The sequence below is a fragment of the Streptomyces brevispora genome, assembly GCF_007829885.1.
GTDB classification, from domain to species: Bacteria; Actinomycetota; Actinomycetes; order Streptomycetales; family Streptomycetaceae; genus Streptomyces; species Streptomyces brevispora.
In genome coordinates, this window is the sequence record NZ_VIWW01000001.1 from 1,698,617 (window position 1) to 1,715,820 (window position 17,204).

Consider the following 17,204-nt stretch of genomic DNA (forward strand, 5'->3'; position numbering starts at 1 on the left):
ATGAGCCCGCGTCCGATGTTCTCCCGCGGAACGGCCGCCTGCGCGCCCTGGGTACGGACCCGGCTGCGCACCGCCCCGGGCGCGGCCTGCGCGCTCGGACTGCTGGTGCTGCTGACGGCGTTCCTGGCCGCCGCCTTCCCGCGGGCCGTCGACCGTTACGAGGACGAGGGTCTGCGCCACGATCTCGCTGCCGCCGCCCCCCGGCGCAGCATGCTGGAGGTCAGCAGCCCGGCGCCGGGTCTGGAGGTGCCGCAGGCAGCACGCGAGAAAGCGGTGCGGGAGCCGTCGGTGGCCTCCGTGCACCGGAGGCTGCTGGCCGGGCTGCCCGATCCGCTGCGGGCGGACACCGGCCAGTCCGCGTACGGACTCCGGACGACGAACCCGATCCCTGCCGGGGAGCCCTGGTTCCCCCGCCCCTACGGCATCGACCCCGAACTGACGTACACGACGCAGTCGGCGCTGCCGGATCACTCCACCCTGCGCGAGGGCAGGTGGCCGGCCGCCCGGGGCGAGGTCACCGCCGCCACCGAGGAGGTGGAGGCCGCGGTCACCGAGGAGACCGCGAAGGCGCTGCGGATCAAGACCGGTGCGACCGTCTCCGTCCCGGCCATCAGGGGCGGGCAGTTCACGGTACGGATCACCGGCATCGTCGCCCCGCTGCGCCCCGAGGCCGCCTACTGGTCGGCCGAACCGCTGCTGCGCACCCCCTCCCTGGTCGCCAAACCGACGAAGACCGAGCCGCGTTACTACTGGACCGCCGCTCTGCTGCTGCCCCCGGACGCCGCACCGGTGCTGCTCGCCACCACCGGCCAGCCCGAGGTGTACTGGCGGATCATGCCGGACGTCGCGCGGCTGACCGCGCCGGACGTGCCCCTGCTCCGCTCGTCCGTGGCCTCCCTGGAGGGCGGCCCCGGGCTGCTGAACGTACGCACGGCCGTCGGCGAGACCGCGACGGTGACGACCGACCTGGACGAGATCGTGAGCGCGTACGACGGGATGCGGCAGGCGATCCGCCCGGTCGTCACCGTCGCCGCCGTCGGCATCGGGGCCGTCGCCGTCATCGTCCTGCTGATGACGGGCGGGCTGATCGCCGGCCGGCGCCACACCGAACTCGCCCTGCTCCGGGCCCGCGGCGGGTCCCTGCGTTCCCTCGGGGGCAGGCTGCTCGCCGAGACCGCGGTGACCGCCGTGCCCGCCGCGGCGCTGGGCCTGCTGCTCGCGGTCCTGGTGATCGACGGGCCCCGGCTGTGGCCCTCGGCCGTCGGCGCCGCCGCCGTCGGTGCGCTGGTCTGTGCCGCACTCCCGGTCCGTACCGTGCTGCCGCACCGCAGACCGCGGCTCCACGGCGGCCGCGAGGACCTGGTGAGCGTCCGGCCGTCCCGGCGGCGCACCGTCGCCGAACTCACCGTGCTGGTGCTGGCCGTCGGCGCGGTCGTCGCCCTGCGCAGGCGCGGTACGGGCGGCGAAGGGGGCACCGACCTCCTGGTCAGCGCGGCCCCCGTGCTGGTCGCGCTGATCGCGTCCCTGGTCCTCGTGCGGCTCTACCCGCTGCCGCTGCGGCTCGCGCTGCGCTCCGTGGCGCGGCTGCGCGGCGCGGTCGGATTCCTGGCGCTGGCCCGTGCCGGACGCTCCTCGGCCTCCGGCACGCTGCCGCTGCTCGCGCTGCTGGTCGCGCTGACGACGGCGGCGTTCGGGGGCTCGGTGCTCGCGGGAGTCGCGGACGCCCGGGACACCGCGGCGGTGCTCGCGACCGGCGCGGATGCCCGGATCAGCGGCCAGGCCGACTCCGCACCCCTGCCGGACGGCCTGGTCCGGACGGTGTCCGGGACGGACGGCGTACAGGAGGTGGCGCGCGTCCAGATCGAGTACGGCGTCTCGCTGCCGTCGCCCGAGCACGGCTTCGAGGACGCCCGGGGCGCCACCCTGATCGGCGTCGACCCGGTCACCTATGCCCGGCTGGCGCGCTCCACCGGCATCGGCACCTTCACCGCCGACCGGCTGAAGTACAGCGGCCCGCCGACGCCGAAGGGCACGATGCCGTCGCAGGACCGGGTGCTGCCGGTCCTCGCCTCGCCGTCCGTCGCCGAGCGGCTCGGGGACCGGCCGCGCGATCTCCAGTCGATGGCCGGGGACTTCAAGGTCCGGGTGACGGGCACGGTGGCACACACGCCCGCCGTCAGCGACACCTCTTTCATGATCGTCGACGCCGCCTCCCTCACCCACCGGCAGACCACCGCTCTGCTGCTCACCGGCGACCGGCTGGACGCGAAGGCGCTGCGCGCGGCGGCCCACCACGCCGGCAAGGACTTCACCGTGCAGCTGCGCTCCGAAGCGCGCGCGGCCTACGTGGACACCCCCATGCAGGTGGGTGCCGAGCGGATCTACACGGCGGCGATCGCGGCCGGCGCGGGCTACGCCCTGCTCGCCGTCCTGCTCTCCCTGCTCCGGACCGCTCCGGAGCGCACCACTTTGCTGGCGCGGCTGCGCACCATGGGCATCGGCACCCGGCAGGGCGGACGCCTCCTCGGCTTCGAGGCCATGCCCCAGGCGCTGCTCGCCGCCGCGGGCGGGCTGCTCGTCGGCCGGGCGACCATCGCGCTGCTGGCACCGGGCGTCGATCTGGTGCACCTCGCGCTCTCGACCGGCCCCGGCGCCGGTCTGCTGTACAACGCACCGCTGCGGGCGGATCCGTGGTCGATGGTCCTGCCGGCGCTGGGCGTGATCGTCCTCACCGCCGCGGTGGCCGGCGTACAGGCCTGGTGGACCGGCCGCCGCGGATCGGTCACCGAACTCAGGGCAGGAGACTCCCGATGACGACGCCGTCGACCGATTCCACGCTGGCGGAGCTCGAACAGCGGGCCGCCGCACACCGCGACCGGCCCTCCTACGGGCACGACGCGCTGATCTCCTGCGACCGCCTGGTGCGCATCTTCACCACGGACGGAGTGGAGGTGCAGGCCCTCCAGGGTCTCGATCTACTGGTCACCGAGGGCGAGTTGCTGGCGCTGGTCGGCGCGTCCGGAAGCGGCAAGTCGACACTGATGAACATTCTGGCGGGCCTCGACGTGCCCACGGCGGGCGCGGCGAAGGTGGCGGGCTGCGATCTGCTGTCCATGGGGCAGAAGGAGCGGCTCCGTTACCGCCGGGACGTCGTCGGGTTCGTCTGGCAGCAGACGGCCCGCAACCTCCTGCCCTATCTGACCGCGATCCAGAACATCACGCTGCCGATGCAGCTGCGCGGCGGCGGACGCAACCGCGAACGGGCGGCGCGCGCCGAGTCGTTGCTCGCGATGCTGGACGTGGCGGACTGCCGCGACCGGCGCCCGCAGCAGATGTCGGGCGGTCAGCAGCAGCGGGTGGCGATCGCGGTCTCGCTGGCCAACTCCCCCTCGGTGCTGCTCGCCGACGAGCCGACCGGGGAGCTGGACTCGGCCACCGGCGAACAGGTCTTCGGCGCCTTCCGCCGCGCCAACGAGGAGCTCGGCACCACGATCGTGATCGTCACGCACGACCAGGCGGTCGCGAACGAGGTCCGCCGTACGGTCGCCATCCGCGACGGCCGCACCTCGTTCGAGGTGCTGCGCCGCACCGAGGTCGACGCGGCGACGGGCCAGGAGTCGCAGGTGGCACGCGAGTACGCGATGCTCGACCGGGCGGGGCGACTGCAACTGCCCGCGGACTACACGGAGTCGCTGGGCATGGAGCACCGCGTGATGCTGGAACTGGAACAGGATCACATCGGCGTGTGGCCGGACGCTCCGCGCACGGACAGGAACGCCGAGCCGGATTCAGGCCCGTCCGGTGACTGAGGACACAACCGGCACCCGGACACCCCGGACACCTGGCTCCCGGCTCCCCGGCTCCTCCGCAACGGCGGCCGGGCCTGACCCCGGACCCGTGACCGTCTAACCGCCCACCGAGACACCGAGCGCACCCAGCCCGGCACCGGCACCGGCCCGCCGCAGGGCGATCGCGCCGAACGGGGTGCGCAGCCGCAGCCACGCCCCCGCCGCGAGCAACGCGACGGGAAAGTCCGGTGCGGCCCGGAGGAAGCCCAGGGACTGCGCCGCGTGCACGGCCCGCAACGGCAGCTCCGTGCCACCGACGGTCCGCGACCAGATGTCGCGCCCGATGAGATCCCGCTCCGCCCGCGTACGCCGGTCCTCGGGCAGGCTCTCGTCGCGCGCCCGGAACTCCGCCACGGCAGCGGTCAAGGACGTGCGCAGGGCGACGGGGTCCGGCAGCCCCTGGCACTCCTGCCAGCCGCCGCGCGGGGGCAGCACACCCGTCCACGGCGGCCCGGTCACCGGCGAGGGCAGTGACCCCGCACCGGCGTCCGGTCCGTCGACGTCCAGCGACTCGAGGAGTTCACCGGCCGACACCGTGACATCGAGGTCATGCGTACCCGCGAGCCGCACCGCGCGGATCGCCAGGACCTCGAACGACGGTGGCCGGCCGAACACGGCGAGCGCCCCGCCGCCCGCCTGAAGCCGGACGGCGGCGGCCCGGTCGTAGTGCAGCAGCCGACCGAGGAAGCCCGCGAGATCCGCGGCCTCCCTCGCGTCGGCGAACCGCAGCGACTGCACGGGCACGGTCATACCGCCGCGGGCTCCTCGGCCAGGTACTCCTGGAGGAAGAGCTTCTCCTCGGCGGAGATCCGCCGAGGGCGTTCCGCCGCCAGGTCGTACGGGACGACGACGGTCGACGCCCGTACGTACACCTGCTCGGGATCCTTGATCTCGTAGGCGATCGTCAGCGACGCGGCGCCGATCTTCGTGACCCAGGACTCGACGGTCACCGGCGAGTGCCGGTGGACCAGCGGACGGACGTAGTCGATCTCGTGCCGGGCCACGACGGAGCCGCCCGCGAACGACGGCGAGCCGTCACCCGGCGCCAGCCGGAACATGAAGTCGATGCGCGCCTCCTCCAGATAGCGGAGGAAGACCACGTTGTTGACGTGGCCGAAGGCATCCATGTCCGACCAGCGCAGCGGGCAGCTGTAGATGTGACGAGCCAAGACGATCAGCCTCGCGTGAGCTTCTTGTACGTGGCACGGTGCGGACGGGCCGCGTCCGCACCGAGGCGCTCGACCTTGTTCTTCTCGTACGACTCGAAGTTGCCCTCGAACCAGTACCACTTGGAGTCGCCCTCGTACGCCAGGATGTGCGTGGCGACGCGGTCCAGGAACCAACGGTCGTGGGAGATGACCACGGCCGCACCCGGGAACTCGAGAAGAGCGTTCTCCAGCGAGGAGAGGGTCTCGACGTCGAGGTCGTTGGTGGGCTCGTCGAGGAGCAGCAGGTTGCCGCCCTCCTTGAGCGTCAGGGCCAGGTTGAGGCGGTTGCGCTCACCGCCGGAGAGCACACCGGCCGGCTTCTGCTGGTCCGGGCCCTTGAAGCCGAACGCGGAGACGTACGCCCGCGACGGCATCTCGACCTGGCCGACGTTGATGTAGTCCAGTTCGTCCGACACGACGGCCCAGAGGGTCTTCTTCGGGTCGATGTTGGAGCGGGACTGGTCGACGTAGGAGATCTTGACCGTGTCGCCGACCTTGATGGCGCCGGAGTCCGGCGTCTCCAGGCCCTGGATCATCTTGAACAGCGTGGTCTTGCCGGCGCCGTTCGGACCGATGATGCCGACGATGCCGTTGCGCGGCAGCGTGAACGACAGGTCGTCGATGAGGACCTTGTCACCGAAGGCCTTCGAGAGGTGCTCGACCTCGACGACGATGGAACCGAGTCGCGGGCCCGGCGGGATCTGGATCTCCTCGAAGTCCAGCTTCCGCATCTTGTCCGCCTCGGCCGCCATCTCCTCGTACCGGGCGAGACGCGCCTTGGACTTGGTCTGCCGGCCCTTGGCGTTGGAGCGGACCCACTCCAGCTCTTCCTTGAGCCGCTTCTGGCGCTTCTCGTCCTTGCGGCCCTCGACCTTGAGCCGGGTGGACTTCTTCTCCAGGTACGTGGAGTAGTTGCCCTCGTACGGGATGGCCCGGCCGCGGTCGAGCTCGAGGATCCACTCGGCGACGTTGTTCAGGAAGTACCGGTCGTGGGTGACGGCGACCACGGCGCCCGCGTACTTCGAGAGGTGCTGCTCCAGCCAGTTCACCGACTCGGCGTCGAGGTGGTTGGTGGGCTCGTCGAGCAGGAGCAGGTCCGGGGCCTCGATGAGCAGCTTGCAGAGCGCGACGCGGCGCTTCTCGCCACCGGAGAGGTTGACGACGGGCCAGTCGCCGGGCGGGCAGCCCAGCGCGTCCATGGCCTGCTCCAGCTGGGCGTCCAGGTCCCACGCGTTGGCGTGGTCCAGGTCCTCCTGGAGCTTGCCCATCTCGTCCATGAGCGCGTCGGAGTAGTCGGTCGCCATGAGCTCGGCGACCTCGTTGAAGCGCTGGAGCTTGCCCATGATCTCGGCGGCGCCGTCCTGCACGTTCTGCAGCACGGTCTTCGACTCGTCGAGCTTGGGCTCCTGCATGAGGATGCCGACACTGAACCCGGGCGACAGGAAGGCGTCACCGTTGGACGGCTGCTCCAGGCCCGCCATGATCTTCAGCACCGTGGACTTACCGGCACCGTTGGGACCCACCACACCGATCTTCGCGCCGGGCAGGAAGCTCAGCGTCACGTCGTCAAGGATGACCTTGTCGCCGTGCGCCTTGCGTGTCTTGCGCATCGTGTAGATGTACTCAGCCAAGAGAAACCGTCCGGCAATCGATGAGTGGGCAGATACACCCCATCTTGCCTGACCGCCACCCCTGGATGGAAACCCGTATCGCTGGGTGGGCCTGAGCTGCGGGTTCTGGGCTGGACCTCGGTAGGTGGGCTGTCACTGTCGGTCGCTGATTGTCGGCCTCGGGCGACGTCGCACGGCCCACAGACGGCCCAGGATTGCCGGAGGTGTCCCATCGGATCCAGCATGAGTCGCCTTACGAGGGCTCGCCCCGTGCGTGCACGACCGGTGCGCCTTCGAGCGGGAGACGGTCACGGTAGTACTCCGAGTCGAACCACTCCTCGATCATGAAGAGCGGTCGCGACAAGAGCACGTCGCCGACCCGCTGGGCCCGTAGAAGCAACCCGAGATCAGTCAAGGCAAGGGACTCGTCGGACGTGTAGAGCAAGCAGTTTCCATGCTCTTCAGCATGGTCCAGGAGGAACTGGTGCGCCTGCTCGGGATCACGGCCGGCCAGCGCCCAACCTGCGAGGAAGGCCTGAGGGCCCACGACCGCGTCCAAGGACACGCACGCCAGCCTGCCCTCGTCGTAAAAGACCTTCACCCCGTCGGCGAAGTTCTCCTGCCCGTACGGTCCGCCAACCTTTTCCTGCGGGGCGACGACCTGGAGCGCGACTGCGACGTCGGTCGGACTCATCCCGAACCGCAAGGGCCCCGCACCGACCTCGGGCATCCACTCCCAGCGCTCCCGCTCACTGCTCGCCGTCACGGTCTCCGCCCTCCCTCGAACAGCTCGCAGCCATCCCCCGTTCCGCTCGGACCTTGAAGCCCGCTCAGCGTTCGAACGTCAACTGAGGCACACAGCCAAGTTGGCACCCCTCCAAAAGCTAGTGCCGATCGACCGGGATCTCGTAAACGATCTCGCACAAGGCAGCAGGCACGACGATGTCAGCCGTCTCTACCGGCCGCCCCTGGTCGCTGTAGTACGTCCGCCTGATGTGGGTGACAAGAGCGGCCTTCTGAATACCGAGGAGGGACGCCTCCTCCGAAGTCGCCTGCCGCGGTTCAGGCTGTTCGACGGCATGGCTGACCGTGATGCCGATCGCAGCCATACGGTTCACGACGCCTGCCCCGGCGTGCGGCCCTCCCTCGGGAAGGACGACGAGCGTGCCGGCGGTGAGGTCGTACGGCTCCCAGCTCGTCGACAGTTGCACCGGCTTCCCGTCAGCCAGGAACTCGTACACGGTCCGGACGCACAGATCACCTTCGCCGAAACCGAGCCGCGCCGCGATCTCGGTCGGCGCCGGGACTTTGGCCTCGGTCCGGCTCTCCCAGTCTCCGCGTCTGCCCACAGCCTGCATGTCTGCCCGGAACGGGGAATCGTCACGCTGCTCGCGGGCTGAGGAACGAACCACCCGGACACGCCGACGGGGCTCCGCGACATAGGTGCCGGACCCCGCACGGCCTTCCAGGACTCCCTGCGAGATCAGCAGCTCCTGCGCGCGACGAACGACGTTCTCGCCGACGCCGCACTCCTGTCCGATCTGGGCACGCGAGGGCAGCCGGTCCCCCGGCGTCCACTCGCGCTCCGCGATCCGTCGTCGGAGAACGTCGGCGATGCGGAGGTAAGGCGGCTGCTCAGGCATATGGAAAATCTAGTCCACTAGCTCTAATCTAGTTAACTAGCTTTACGTAACGTGATCACACGGCGACGGAGATACCTGTGCCCGCTTCCGAACTGAGCGCCGAGGACATCACCGCCCGGTTGTCCGCCGCCGGACTGACCACGCACGTGGTGCAGCACGCGCACCGCACATCGATCAGAGCGGAGGTGCCGGACGACTTCCCCGCCGACTCATGGCGGGAGGTCCTGGACGCAGTGGCGACCGCCGATCGATTCGGCCTCGTCGCGAGCAACGTGGACGGCCTCGTCTTATGGGCCGCCGTACGCAAAGAGGTCCCCGCGACGGGAGATGTCCGGGGACCTGGCCGTCAGCGTTAGGAGCTGATCAGCGTGTTCAACCGTATCCGCGGTGCCGTCTCATGCACCAGTGAGCGGTGCGTCCCGAGGGGCCGGCACCGCCGGTCCTTAGCCCCGCTCTGCCCGCGGGCCGTCCCGCTCGACCTCGCCGACGCCCCCACGCTGCACATGGGGCAGCTTCGGCACGGAATGGACGTCCTCGCCGACGAGGTAACGCAGCTCGTCCGCCCGTACGTCCTAGCCCGCCGCGAAGGCACGACGCAGCACCCAACACCCGTAGCTCGGACACCGATCGCGCGGGCCCGGCTCGCACCGAGGGGGACGAACTGATGCCAACTCATAAGCGGCCAGGTGTGACGAACGCGAAAGCCACGCCCTACAGGTCGAGCTCGTGCCTCATTGGCACGCACCGCCAGTGCGCGCATTCCTCCCCCGCCGTGGCACCGATCGGCATCCCCGTGGTCTACGAAGCCTGCGACTGCCCCTGCCACCCTTCCACTTCAGGAGAGGTTCCCCAGTGAGCAGATGGACGCCCAGTGGCGCACTTGCCGCAACCGTCGAGATCACCTCGACCAGCGTGCAGCGAGGCGATGTGATCCAGATCGGAGGTCAGCCGTGCCGCGTGGCAGACCTCCTTCAGCTCGCCGGTGCGGCAAAACGGCTTCGCTTCGAGTCGGGAGAGCTGCTGACCATGCACGCCCAGAGTCGATTCGTGGCCCTTCGGATCCTGAGGCGGAGGTGATTCAACCCGTGGCCTCACGCCGCCATGTCATCGCCGACGACCTCCGGACGCAGATCTCATCCGGCCGCATCAAGGCCGGCGAGCGCCTACCGTCTGAGGCACAACTCGCCGCCCGCTACGCGGTCAGCACCCCGACGCTACGGAACGCCCTCGCCGTACTCCAGGGCGAAGGGCTCATCGAGAAGATTCACGGCAGAGGGAACTTCGTCCGCCATCCCGTCCGAAGGATCACGTACGTAGGCGGTGGCCGCAGGCCCGACGCTGATACCGCGACCGATGCGGCGCTACGCGTGAGCGTCCGCACCACGCACCTCCGGGCGCGAGGGGATCTGACCGCTCTTCTGAGGGTGTCCGCGAGCAGCCCACTGACCGAATTCCTCTGCATCAGCCACGCGGAGAAGTCACCGCACAGCCTGGCCAGGATCTACGTGCCCCGCGATTTGGCGCCGGCCGACGGTCCAAGCGAGTCAGCCCTGCGCAACGGGGTGTGGGCAAGGCTGTCGGAACAGCGCCCGCCGCTGGCCGAGGTACAGGAGCGGGTCAGTGCACGGTTCCCAACCCCGAGAGAAGCGACAACCCTGCGCATCAGCACAGCCCTGCCCGTACTGGCGATCACCCGCGTGGCGACCGACACCGCTGGACGTGTCGTCGAGGTAGCGCGCCTGGTGCTTCCCGGCGATCGAGCCGACGCGCTCTTCACGCACCACACGATGAGCGGAGACAGGAGGACAGAAGGATGACACCCCACAACGAACTGCGGCTCCTCCCATGGCCAGGCCCCGAGGGCAAGCCCTGTTTCCTGAGCACCGACGACAACAACGGCCATCTGTCCCGCCTGGCAGACAACATCGAAGCGACACAACTCGGCATGGCAACCGAGCTCTTGGAGGGCGCAGCCGAAGTGCTCGGACACGAAGACGCCGAGCCGGACGAGCTGCGCTACCTGGCTACGGCCCTGGCTGAAGCCCTCCACGAGGTGCTCCGCGTGGCAACAAGCCGCGGCCACCGCCTACCAATACCGGATCTCACCGCTCGCGGCGGGGGCAACGAGGGCCCGAGCCTGCAGGCAGCGGCCTTCGGGTAGCAGCAATTCAGTTCCAAACAGAGGAGCCCCAGATTCAGCCTGGGGCTCCTCTGCCAGGATCGCCTGGCGAGAGTTCCCCGGCCGTGAAACGATGCCGGCCAGAGAGTGGGGGGACATGATTCAGTCAGTGCTCACAAACATCGCGATCGGGCTGGTGACCAGCTTCCTCGGCGGTGGGTTCGTCTGGTCGTGGGAGCGAGCCAAGCGTGCTCGGACGGTAGCCAGAAGGGCTGCGTTCTTTGGCGTGCGGCCTGGGCAGACCTGTCTGTTCGTGCTGGGCAGTAAATATAACTCGCCTGGTACCGCCCATTACCGCGACGTAAGGGCGGTTGTGGAACTGGGCCTACTCGCAGGCGAGTTGCAATGCCACGTCTCTTTGGAATCGGGTGCATTCCGTGGGGGCAACGACGATCGCACCGAATTCTGTGTCGGTGGGCCCACTGGAGGAGCCAACCTCCGCACTGGCGGTCACCTCGCCGCCCACCTCCCAGGAGTTGTCATTCATCCATACGACGACACCCGACCAGACTCGGTGGCTATTGAAGTTGATGGAGAGAAATTCCTGTTCGATCGGGGAAACCAGGAATACGCGCTCGTTGCAAAGTTCACACCGGCGGAGTCCGTTCGTCCAGTCTTCCTGGTAGCCGGGCAATCATCGGTGGCCAACCTGGCCGCGATCCACTTCCTCCGGCGCGAGTACGCGCAAGTGAGCAGACATCTGTCGTCGGTGGAGCGCTTCTGCGTGCTTATAAAGGTCTCCGGAATCAGGACGTATGAGTTCCACCGCGCGGAAATGGAACGGGAAGTCACCGCGGCCGCGTTCGCACAGTGAGCGCGCTCACCGGTCCAAGATCTCACCGAGGACCACTGCGGCAGCACGGCTCCATGTCACCCGTTGGGTCATCTCGTCGCGAAGCTCGGCTGCCTGACGGAAGGCGCCCTCACAGTCCCGCAGCTTCCTGTCGATGGCCCGAGCCCACTTTTCAACGTCAACTTCGTCGTCTCTGGACAGTTCGACGACGAACCGGCTCGCTCGCTCGTGTCCCAAGGTCTCTCGGAGCAAATCAGCCAGTCCGCTCTCTGAGCTGATCAGGACCGGGATGCCCTGAGTGATTGCCTCAAGTCCAACCAGACCAAACCCCTCCCTACGCGAAGGCATGATCACCAGGCTGGCGGTCTTCAGATCTTCGTCAATGCGGGGCTGTGACGACGTGTAGGCACGGACTACGACATCCAGCCCGGGACTCGCCGCCCATGTCACGATCCTCCTCCGCTCCTCATCCACCGCAGATGCTGGGGCACCACGCACCACCAGTCGGACGCTTCTCAGGCCATCCTCGCGTAGCCAAATCGCGACTCGACCGCATGCTGCGGCGGCCAAGTCCACGCCTTTGAGTTCTGCATCCTCTACACGGCCCAAGAGCATGACTCGACACGGGGAACCCTGAGGCGGACCAAGATCCGCACCTTGACCAGCGCCGTCGAACCCTGGATCGAGCCGCAGTGGAGAAAGGCCCTCGGGCTTCCTGAACTCGTCGACGTATTGCTCGTGCAACCGAGGTCCGACCGTGACGACACGGTGCGCGGTCCCGCCGAGGGCCCGCTCAACACTGGTTCGTTCCTCGGCCCGCAGGCCAAGGTCATTGCCGCGATCAGGCTTATACCATTCAATCTCGTCCGGAGCCATGTGTACGAAATGCAGGCGACGGGCGGTGGGGAAGAAGTCGTCAGCTAGTTTCTGCGCTGCGGGCCCCGTGATCCGGCCGTGCCCCAAGACCAAGTGCGGCACAGTTCCACCGAGTTGCTTGGGACGGCTGGTGAGCCGCATGTCGTCGGAGGCCCCGGGCATGTCGGGAGCTGGAAGAAGCGTGACGCCTACCTTGTCCGCAGCGGCGAATTCCGCTGCAGTTGCCTCCAGTACCACACAGAACACCTGCGCGCCCGCGGCGGCCAGCGCCTGGCACAGATCCCGGTTGAACGTACTGAGACCGCCATGGGTGGAATTCCATTCGGTAGCCACGGACACAACTACCGGCCTCTGTGAGGAATATGCAGTGAAGGGGGTAGCTGTCTGCGCGTGCACATTGACCGCCCCTTCGTCCGGTGCTTCATCGGACGGCCCTGTCGGGACGTCGCCAGGAGGCATACCGAGGGCGGCGCGGGCGCGCTGTACCGCCTCCGCAATGTCTACTTGAGACTCCTGGTTCAAACGCGTGCTGTCGTCCGGGTCCGGGAGTAGCAGGAAGGCCATCTTATTGATCAGCGCCGTACCCCTTAGTTCTGCCGCGGCCCCCAAGAGGTGCTTGGCGGCGCCGTCCCGGTCTCCGGTCAGGAAATGAGCCATGGCCGCGTTGTAGCGGCTCAAGGCGCGCTGGGAGGCGTCGGAAGAAAGTTCGAGAGCGCGCTGAGACCAGGCGAGAGCGTCGCCCTTGAGCCCGTAGGCCAAGCTGAGATATGTCAGGCTGTTGGCCTGCTTCCAGCCCGGGTGCAATGCAAACGACGACTGAAAGTTACTACGGGCAGCGGACACGTTTCCAGTCCCGTATGCATTGAAAGCGGCGTTGTAATGATTGTCCGCCAACTCGGTGCGCAACTCCCCACTGGCCTTTCGGAACCAATCATGAGCCGGCCACGTCCGCAGTGGCACGCGAACCCGATCAGCGGTGAGGTGTCCGCCGAGTCCCGCGACCCGGTCAGCTACCACCTTGAAGGCGGCAGTGTCGGCCAGCGAGATATCGTCATTGTCGGCAGAGTACAACCAGCGTTCAACTGTGTGATTGCGGTAAGTGCAAGTAACGGTGGTGAGGTCGAGGGCCGATGGCTCACCCGTGCGCAAGATTGCGGAATGGAGGAAGGCGACCCGCGGGAAGATGTCCGGGCCTGCGTCAGGCATGCTCTCCAAGGCGCTGAGCATTTTCTGCACGTGCCGCGCGCCCATCTGGGAACAGCATGTCTCGAAGATATGCAGAGAGTCTTGGGCAAACTCATGCAGTACGGAGAAGAGCCGATTAATAAGCATGGCTCGAACGTCACCTCGGCTGGTGACCTGGGCGTGGGGCTGCAATCGGATGGTGCGGGCCGTCCAGAGCCGGGCGTAGACCTCGTCGAAGAGCTCCGTCTGCACTGCGAATCGGACGATGTCCTCGGCGGCGAGGATACCTTGCGCAGCTAGTTTCTCCCTAAATTCGTCGTACTGCTCGCGTGTGATTTCCGGCTGTCCAGCCAAGCAGTAGGCAAACCATGCCTCGTCCGGTGTCGCATGCCCCAAACCCGAGGTTAGAACGTTGAAGGCAACGAGCTCCTGTCGTTTCATCCCGCGCACGGCATGAACTAGTGGTCGTTCCAAGACATCACGGCCCGATTCCATTCGAGATCGGATGCCTTCGACTACCTCAGGAGTGAGCTTCATTCGATCAGTGACGCCACTCTGCCAGCGGGTGAACATCTCGTGACAATAGAGCTGCACTTCATAAGGGTTGCCATCAGTGAGCTGCCGCAAGGAGGAGGCCAAGCCTTGCGGGATCCCGCCATAAATTCCCGCACTGCGGAGTGGTCGCACTATACAGCTCGCGACATCCCCGTGTTCTACGAATGCCCGGACTTCAATTTCCTTGAATTGCCTCAAAATGGGCGAGTGCACGTCCATGATCCGGTCGATCAGTCCGGACGTACCCGATAGCACCAGGACCAGGCCGTCGACACGGGTGGTGAGAAAGCGCATAACCGACAGGGCCCTGGCGTCACCGGCGATCAGTTGGGCCTCGTCCACGAGGAGAACTACTGGATGCCCAAGAAGGCGCACAATATGGGACAGATCGGCACGCAACGCCGCCTCCGGCACCCTACCCTCGGGCCCAGCGAGGGCCGCCGCCTCTGGGAACTGGAGCGGGGCTACGGACGCCGCTTCATTGACCCCGGCCATCACCCGACGCACGGCTGAGACATCGAAGGGGACGCTCGCCCCGGCTTGTACGGCCTCGTCCGCAATCGTCGAGATCAACTCGTCGTACAACTTACGGAAGAAGGCAATGGGCTCGCCGTCACCCTCGACCAGCTCCACGCGCACGGTTGTAAGGCCGCGAGCCGCAGCTATCCGTTCTGTGGCGTAGAGCAAGCTCGTCTTCCCGACAGCCCGCGGGCCGTGCAGGACGATACAGACGGACGCTCGATCGACAGCTGTCTGATCGATCTCATATGCGATGGTGGCGACTTCCCAGTCTCGTCCAGCAAAGGCTGCGGCCTCACGCACCGGGTTCCGGTAGTCGTACGGATTACGAAATTTAGAGATGTTCATGAGCCCCCTCGTTCATGCAGATCGTACGATCCGAGGGCCATCGGCGTCAGTGTTCTGCCGCGAACCCAAAAGTGCTGAGCGTGAGGGCCGCTACCTACGGCGGCAGCGGGGTTACGCGAAGGCCGGCGGAGCGGCTTTGGGCTGGAGCTGCTTTGGGGCGAGTGATCATGGCCCCTTAAGCTTCCGGCGAGTCGGGCAGTCTGTGGACCTGCCCGTTAAGGCACGACGTTGGGGCCATGATCTTAGAGGCTCGCCCCAAAGTGGCTGCCTAAAGCCGTGGAGCCGGCCGCCCCAGCCACAGAGCGTGTCTCCCGCTTCATGCCCGCAGCTCGCTAGCGCGCCGCCGGGCGCGGCCAGCCGGGGCGGAGACAGAGGCAGGCCGCGCCGCTGAGGCGGCGCGCGCCCGCGCCGTGCGCGGGTCTTGATGAAGTAGAGAAACTCTTACCGCGCTGCCTGAGTCAGAGTGCGATCGGCTTGTAGGCCAAAGCCCGTTCGACAACCTTGTCCGCGCTCAGGTCGGGACCGGCATCCCAGTAGATGTAGTCGCTGATGTGGGGGCACCCGAGCCCGCGATACAAAGCGTCCAGGATCTCGGCGCCTTCAGCCTCGCTGGCAACGTCGCCGTCCAGGAGGCGCTGGACCAGTGGCAGAGCTTGGCCACGACTCATCCGCTGGTAGGGGCCTGGAGTCGTCACGGTGTCTTGTTCAGTCGCCGGCCGTCGTGGCTTCGCACGTGGGGGCCGGCTCCGTCGACGGCGTCCAGCAGGCGGATCGCGTAGACCTCGGACATGCGCTCGGTGATCTGCTCCTGGGTGAGCCACTCGACCGCCACGGACTCCGCGGACGTGCGCTCAGTGCCTCCAGAAGGCTTGCACCGGAAGACCAGGGCGACGATGCCCCGGGTCGTGTTCTTGTAGACCCCGGTGAGTTCGTCCACCTCGACGTGGATCCCCGTCTCCTCCAGGACCTCGCGCACGACGCCGGCCTCCGGGGTCTCGTCGAGTTCGAGGACGCCGCCGGGTAGCTCCCAAGTGCCGTTGTCGGCGCGTCGGATCGACAGAAGACGCCCGTCCTCGCGCACCACTACCCCGGCGACAGATACGGAGTGCAGCGGCGTCGAGGTCGCCCCCTGTGATTGACTCATATACAGGAGCATAGGAGGCAGAGAGGGACTATGGGAACCGCGGTAGGTGGAGAGCGGTCTGTGCCGCGGTACGTACAGATCGCCGATGAGATCGTGCAGCAGATCCGGGCCGGTGTCCTCGGTCCCGGGGACATGGTGCCCAGCGAGTCAGAGCTCGTCGAGCGGTACGGCGTCGCCGGCGGGACGATCCGCAAGGCCATGGTCGAGGTGCGTGCGAGCGGGCTGGTCGAGACCCGGCACGGCAAGGGTTCGATCGTCAAGGATCGTCCGCCCGTACGCCACCGGTCATCGGACCGCTTCCGGCGCTCGCTTCGCCAGGGTGGCAAGGCCGCCTATCTCGCCGAGTCCGCGCAGTCCGGCGCTGCCGCCAAGGTGAGCGTCCTCTACATCGGCCCCACGGAAGCTCCGGAGGATGCCGCTCAGCGATTGGGGATCGTCGCCGGCACTCAGGTGCTCGCCAGGCGGCGCCTGTACTTTCGCAACGGCACACCCGTCGAGACGGCGACGTCGTATCTCCCGTGGGACGTCGTGAAGGACATTCCCGAGCTGTTCGCCGAGAACCCCGGCGGTGGCGGTATCTACGCCCGACTCGAAGACCATGGGCACGAGTTCGCCGAGTTCGTCGAGACGCTCCAAGGGCGTCCAGCCACCAAGGCGGAGTCCTCGGAACTGGCTCTCAGCCCCGGCGCTCCGGTCATCCACCTGATTCGTGAGGCCCGTACGACGCAGGGCCGCGTGGTCGAGGTCTGCGACACCCTCATGGCCGCTGACCAGTTCGTATTCGAGTATCGGATCCCTGCCGCCGACTGACGCCACCTCAACTCCACTCAACCCGCCGCGAGTTCCTCTCCGCAGCGGGTTGACTCATGTACAGGAGTGAGGCACTCTTCTTCATGTCACTCATGTACATGAGTGACGAAGTCCAACCCCTATAGAGGAGTGATCGTTGTGCGTCAGATTCCCGTCGACACCACCAACGCCACCGTCATGGTCGCCAAGGCCCCCCAGCCCAAGGTCAAGGACCGTCGCACCGGTGAGATCGCCCTCGACAAGGACGGCGTCACACTGATGACGGTGGAGGTGATGTTCTCCACGCCGGACGAGGTGGAGATCCTCAAGCTCACGGTTCCGCAGCCGGGCGTCTCCGAGGACCTCGCCATGGGTGCCCCGGTCGCGCTGACGGGGCTGGTCGCCTCGGCGTGGGAGAACGAGTTCAACGGACAGAAGCGGCACGGGATTGCGTTCCGCGCGGTCGCCGTCACCTCGCTCGCCGGCGCCACTTCGAAGGCGGCCTGA

General features: G+C 67.5%; 16 protein-coding genes. 8 read left to right on the forward strand and 8 right to left on the reverse strand.

All coding sequences use genetic code 11. The features are described from left to right. Together FHX80_RS07870 and FHX80_RS07875 are read left to right on the forward strand one after the other, a co-directional pair. Positions 1 to 2,814 carry an ABC transporter permease gene (locus FHX80_RS07870; protein WP_244318162.1) on the forward strand — a complete coding sequence of 938 codons (2,814 nt, stop codon included), beginning with the start codon at positions 1 to 3 and terminating at the stop codon, positions 2,812 to 2,814. Further along, on the forward strand, positions 2,811 to 3,809 hold the full coding sequence (locus FHX80_RS07875; RefSeq protein ID WP_145763543.1) for an ABC transporter ATP-binding protein: 999 nt from the start codon (positions 2,811 to 2,813) through the stop codon (positions 3,807 to 3,809). The genes FHX80_RS07870 and FHX80_RS07875 overlap by 4 nt, the downstream gene beginning before the upstream one ends. Before the next feature lie 96 nt (positions 3,810 to 3,905). Here FHX80_RS07875 and FHX80_RS07880 read toward each other — a convergent pair whose 3' ends face one another. From FHX80_RS07880 to FHX80_RS07900, 5 genes are all read right to left on the reverse strand, one after another. Further along, the gene (locus FHX80_RS07880) at positions 3,906 to 4,598 is read right to left on the reverse strand and encodes a DUF8010 domain-containing protein (protein WP_145763544.1); all 693 of its coding nucleotides are present in this window, start codon (positions 4,596 to 4,598) and stop codon (positions 3,906 to 3,908) included. Beyond that, positions 4,595 to 5,017 carry an acyl-CoA thioesterase gene (locus tag FHX80_RS07885; RefSeq protein ID WP_167523382.1) on the reverse strand — a complete coding sequence of 141 codons (423 nt, stop codon included), beginning with the start codon at positions 5,015 to 5,017 and terminating at the stop codon, positions 4,595 to 4,597. Before FHX80_RS07885 ends, FHX80_RS07880 begins: the two co-directional genes overlap by 4 nt. A 5-nt stretch (positions 5,018 to 5,022) precedes the next feature. Then, positions 5,023 to 6,687, reverse strand: a complete 1,665-nt coding sequence (gene ettA, locus FHX80_RS07890) for an energy-dependent translational throttle protein EttA (RefSeq protein ID WP_145763545.1) — start codon at positions 6,685 to 6,687, stop codon at positions 5,023 to 5,025. Between the two features lie 232 nt (positions 6,688 to 6,919). After that, entirely contained in the window at positions 6,920 to 7,432 is a 513-nt protein-coding gene (locus tag FHX80_RS07895; RefSeq protein WP_244318163.1) for a hypothetical protein, read from the reverse strand. A 118-nt stretch (positions 7,433 to 7,550) separates the two neighbouring features. After that, the gene (locus FHX80_RS07900; RefSeq protein WP_145763546.1) at positions 7,551 to 8,309 is read right to left on the reverse strand and encodes a GntR family transcriptional regulator; all 759 of its coding nucleotides are present in this window, start codon (positions 8,307 to 8,309) and stop codon (positions 7,551 to 7,553) included. Between the two features lie 77 nt (positions 8,310 to 8,386). Here FHX80_RS07900 and FHX80_RS07905 point away from each other — a divergent pair, with 77 nt between their 5' ends. The 4 genes from FHX80_RS07905 to FHX80_RS07935 all read left to right on the forward strand — a co-directional run bounded on the left by FHX80_RS07905 (position 8,387) and on the right by FHX80_RS07935 (position 11,302). After that, on the forward strand, positions 8,387 to 8,665 hold the full coding sequence (locus FHX80_RS07905) for a hypothetical protein (RefSeq protein ID WP_145763547.1): 279 nt from the start codon (positions 8,387 to 8,389) through the stop codon (positions 8,663 to 8,665). Between the two features lie 729 nt (positions 8,666 to 9,394). Continuing rightward, a complete protein-coding gene (locus FHX80_RS07925) occupies positions 9,395 to 10,126 on the forward strand; it encodes a GntR family transcriptional regulator (RefSeq protein ID WP_145763550.1) in 732 nt (243 codons plus the stop codon). Further along, positions 10,123 to 10,470 (forward strand): hypothetical protein, encoded by a 348-nt coding sequence (locus FHX80_RS07930; RefSeq protein WP_145763551.1) that lies wholly within the window; start codon positions 10,123 to 10,125, stop codon positions 10,468 to 10,470. The genes FHX80_RS07925 and FHX80_RS07930 overlap by 4 nt, the downstream gene beginning before the upstream one ends. A 127-nt stretch (positions 10,471 to 10,597) precedes the next feature. Then, positions 10,598 to 11,302, forward strand: coding sequence for a hypothetical protein (locus FHX80_RS07935; RefSeq protein ID WP_124284014.1), 705 nt, complete (start codon positions 10,598 to 10,600; stop codon positions 11,300 to 11,302). A 6-nt stretch (positions 11,303 to 11,308) separates the two neighbouring features. Here the strand turns inward: FHX80_RS07935 and FHX80_RS07940 are convergent, their stop codons facing one another. The 3 genes from FHX80_RS07940 to FHX80_RS07950 form a co-directional block, all read right to left on the reverse strand. Continuing rightward, positions 11,309 to 14,764 carry a glycosyltransferase gene (locus FHX80_RS07940; protein WP_145763552.1) on the reverse strand — a complete coding sequence of 1,152 codons (3,456 nt, stop codon included), beginning with the start codon at positions 14,762 to 14,764 and terminating at the stop codon, positions 11,309 to 11,311. A gap of 458 nt (positions 14,765 to 15,222) precedes the next feature. Beyond that, on the reverse strand, positions 15,223 to 15,459 hold the full coding sequence (locus tag FHX80_RS07945) for an e9imm peptide (RefSeq protein WP_244318164.1): 237 nt from the start codon (positions 15,457 to 15,459) through the stop codon (positions 15,223 to 15,225). Beyond that, on the reverse strand, positions 15,456 to 15,920 hold the full coding sequence (locus tag FHX80_RS07950; protein ID WP_145763553.1) for an NUDIX hydrolase: 465 nt from the start codon (positions 15,918 to 15,920) through the stop codon (positions 15,456 to 15,458). Before FHX80_RS07950 ends, FHX80_RS07945 begins: the two co-directional genes overlap by 4 nt. Before the next feature lie 18 nt (positions 15,921 to 15,938). Between FHX80_RS07950 and FHX80_RS07955 the strand changes: the two genes are divergently transcribed. Together FHX80_RS07955 and FHX80_RS07960 are read left to right on the forward strand one after the other, a co-directional pair. Continuing rightward, positions 15,939 to 16,718 (forward strand): GntR family transcriptional regulator, encoded by a 780-nt coding sequence (locus FHX80_RS07955; RefSeq protein ID WP_145763554.1) that lies wholly within the window; start codon positions 15,939 to 15,941, stop codon positions 16,716 to 16,718. A 138-nt stretch (positions 16,719 to 16,856) separates the two neighbouring features. Next, positions 16,857 to 17,204: an SCO3933 family regulatory protein gene (locus tag FHX80_RS07960; RefSeq protein ID WP_145763555.1), complete on the forward strand. Its 348-nt coding sequence runs from the start codon at positions 16,857 to 16,859 to the stop codon at positions 17,202 to 17,204.

What these genes read in the sequence shown, in the direction of transcription:
- FHX80_RS07870 (WP_244318162.1), top strand. Translation starts at nt 1, where the DNA reads ATGAGCCCGCGTCCGATGTTCTCCCGCGGAACGGCCGCCTGCGCGCCC.
- FHX80_RS07875 (WP_145763543.1), top strand. Translation starts at nt 2,811, where the DNA reads ATGACGACGCCGTCGACCGATTCCACGCTGGCGGAGCTCGAACAGCGG.
- FHX80_RS07880 (WP_145763544.1), bottom strand. Translation starts at nt 4,598, where the DNA reads ATGACCGTGCCCGTGCAGTCGCTGCGGTTCGCCGACGCGAGGGAGGCC.
- FHX80_RS07900 (WP_145763546.1), bottom strand. Translation starts at nt 8,309, where the DNA reads ATGCCTGAGCAGCCGCCTTACCTCCGCATCGCCGACGTTCTCCGACGA.
- FHX80_RS07930 (WP_145763551.1), top strand. Translation starts at nt 10,123, where the DNA reads ATGACACCCCACAACGAACTGCGGCTCCTCCCATGGCCAGGCCCCGAG.
- FHX80_RS07940 (WP_145763552.1), bottom strand. Translation starts at nt 14,764, where the DNA reads ATGAACATCTCTAAATTTCGTAATCCGTACGACTACCGGAACCCGGTG.
- FHX80_RS07950 (WP_145763553.1), bottom strand. Translation starts at nt 15,920, where the DNA reads ATGCTCCTGTATATGAGTCAATCACAGGGGGCGACCTCGACGCCGCTG.
- FHX80_RS07955 (WP_145763554.1), top strand. Translation starts at nt 15,939, where the DNA reads ATGGGAACCGCGGTAGGTGGAGAGCGGTCTGTGCCGCGGTACGTACAG.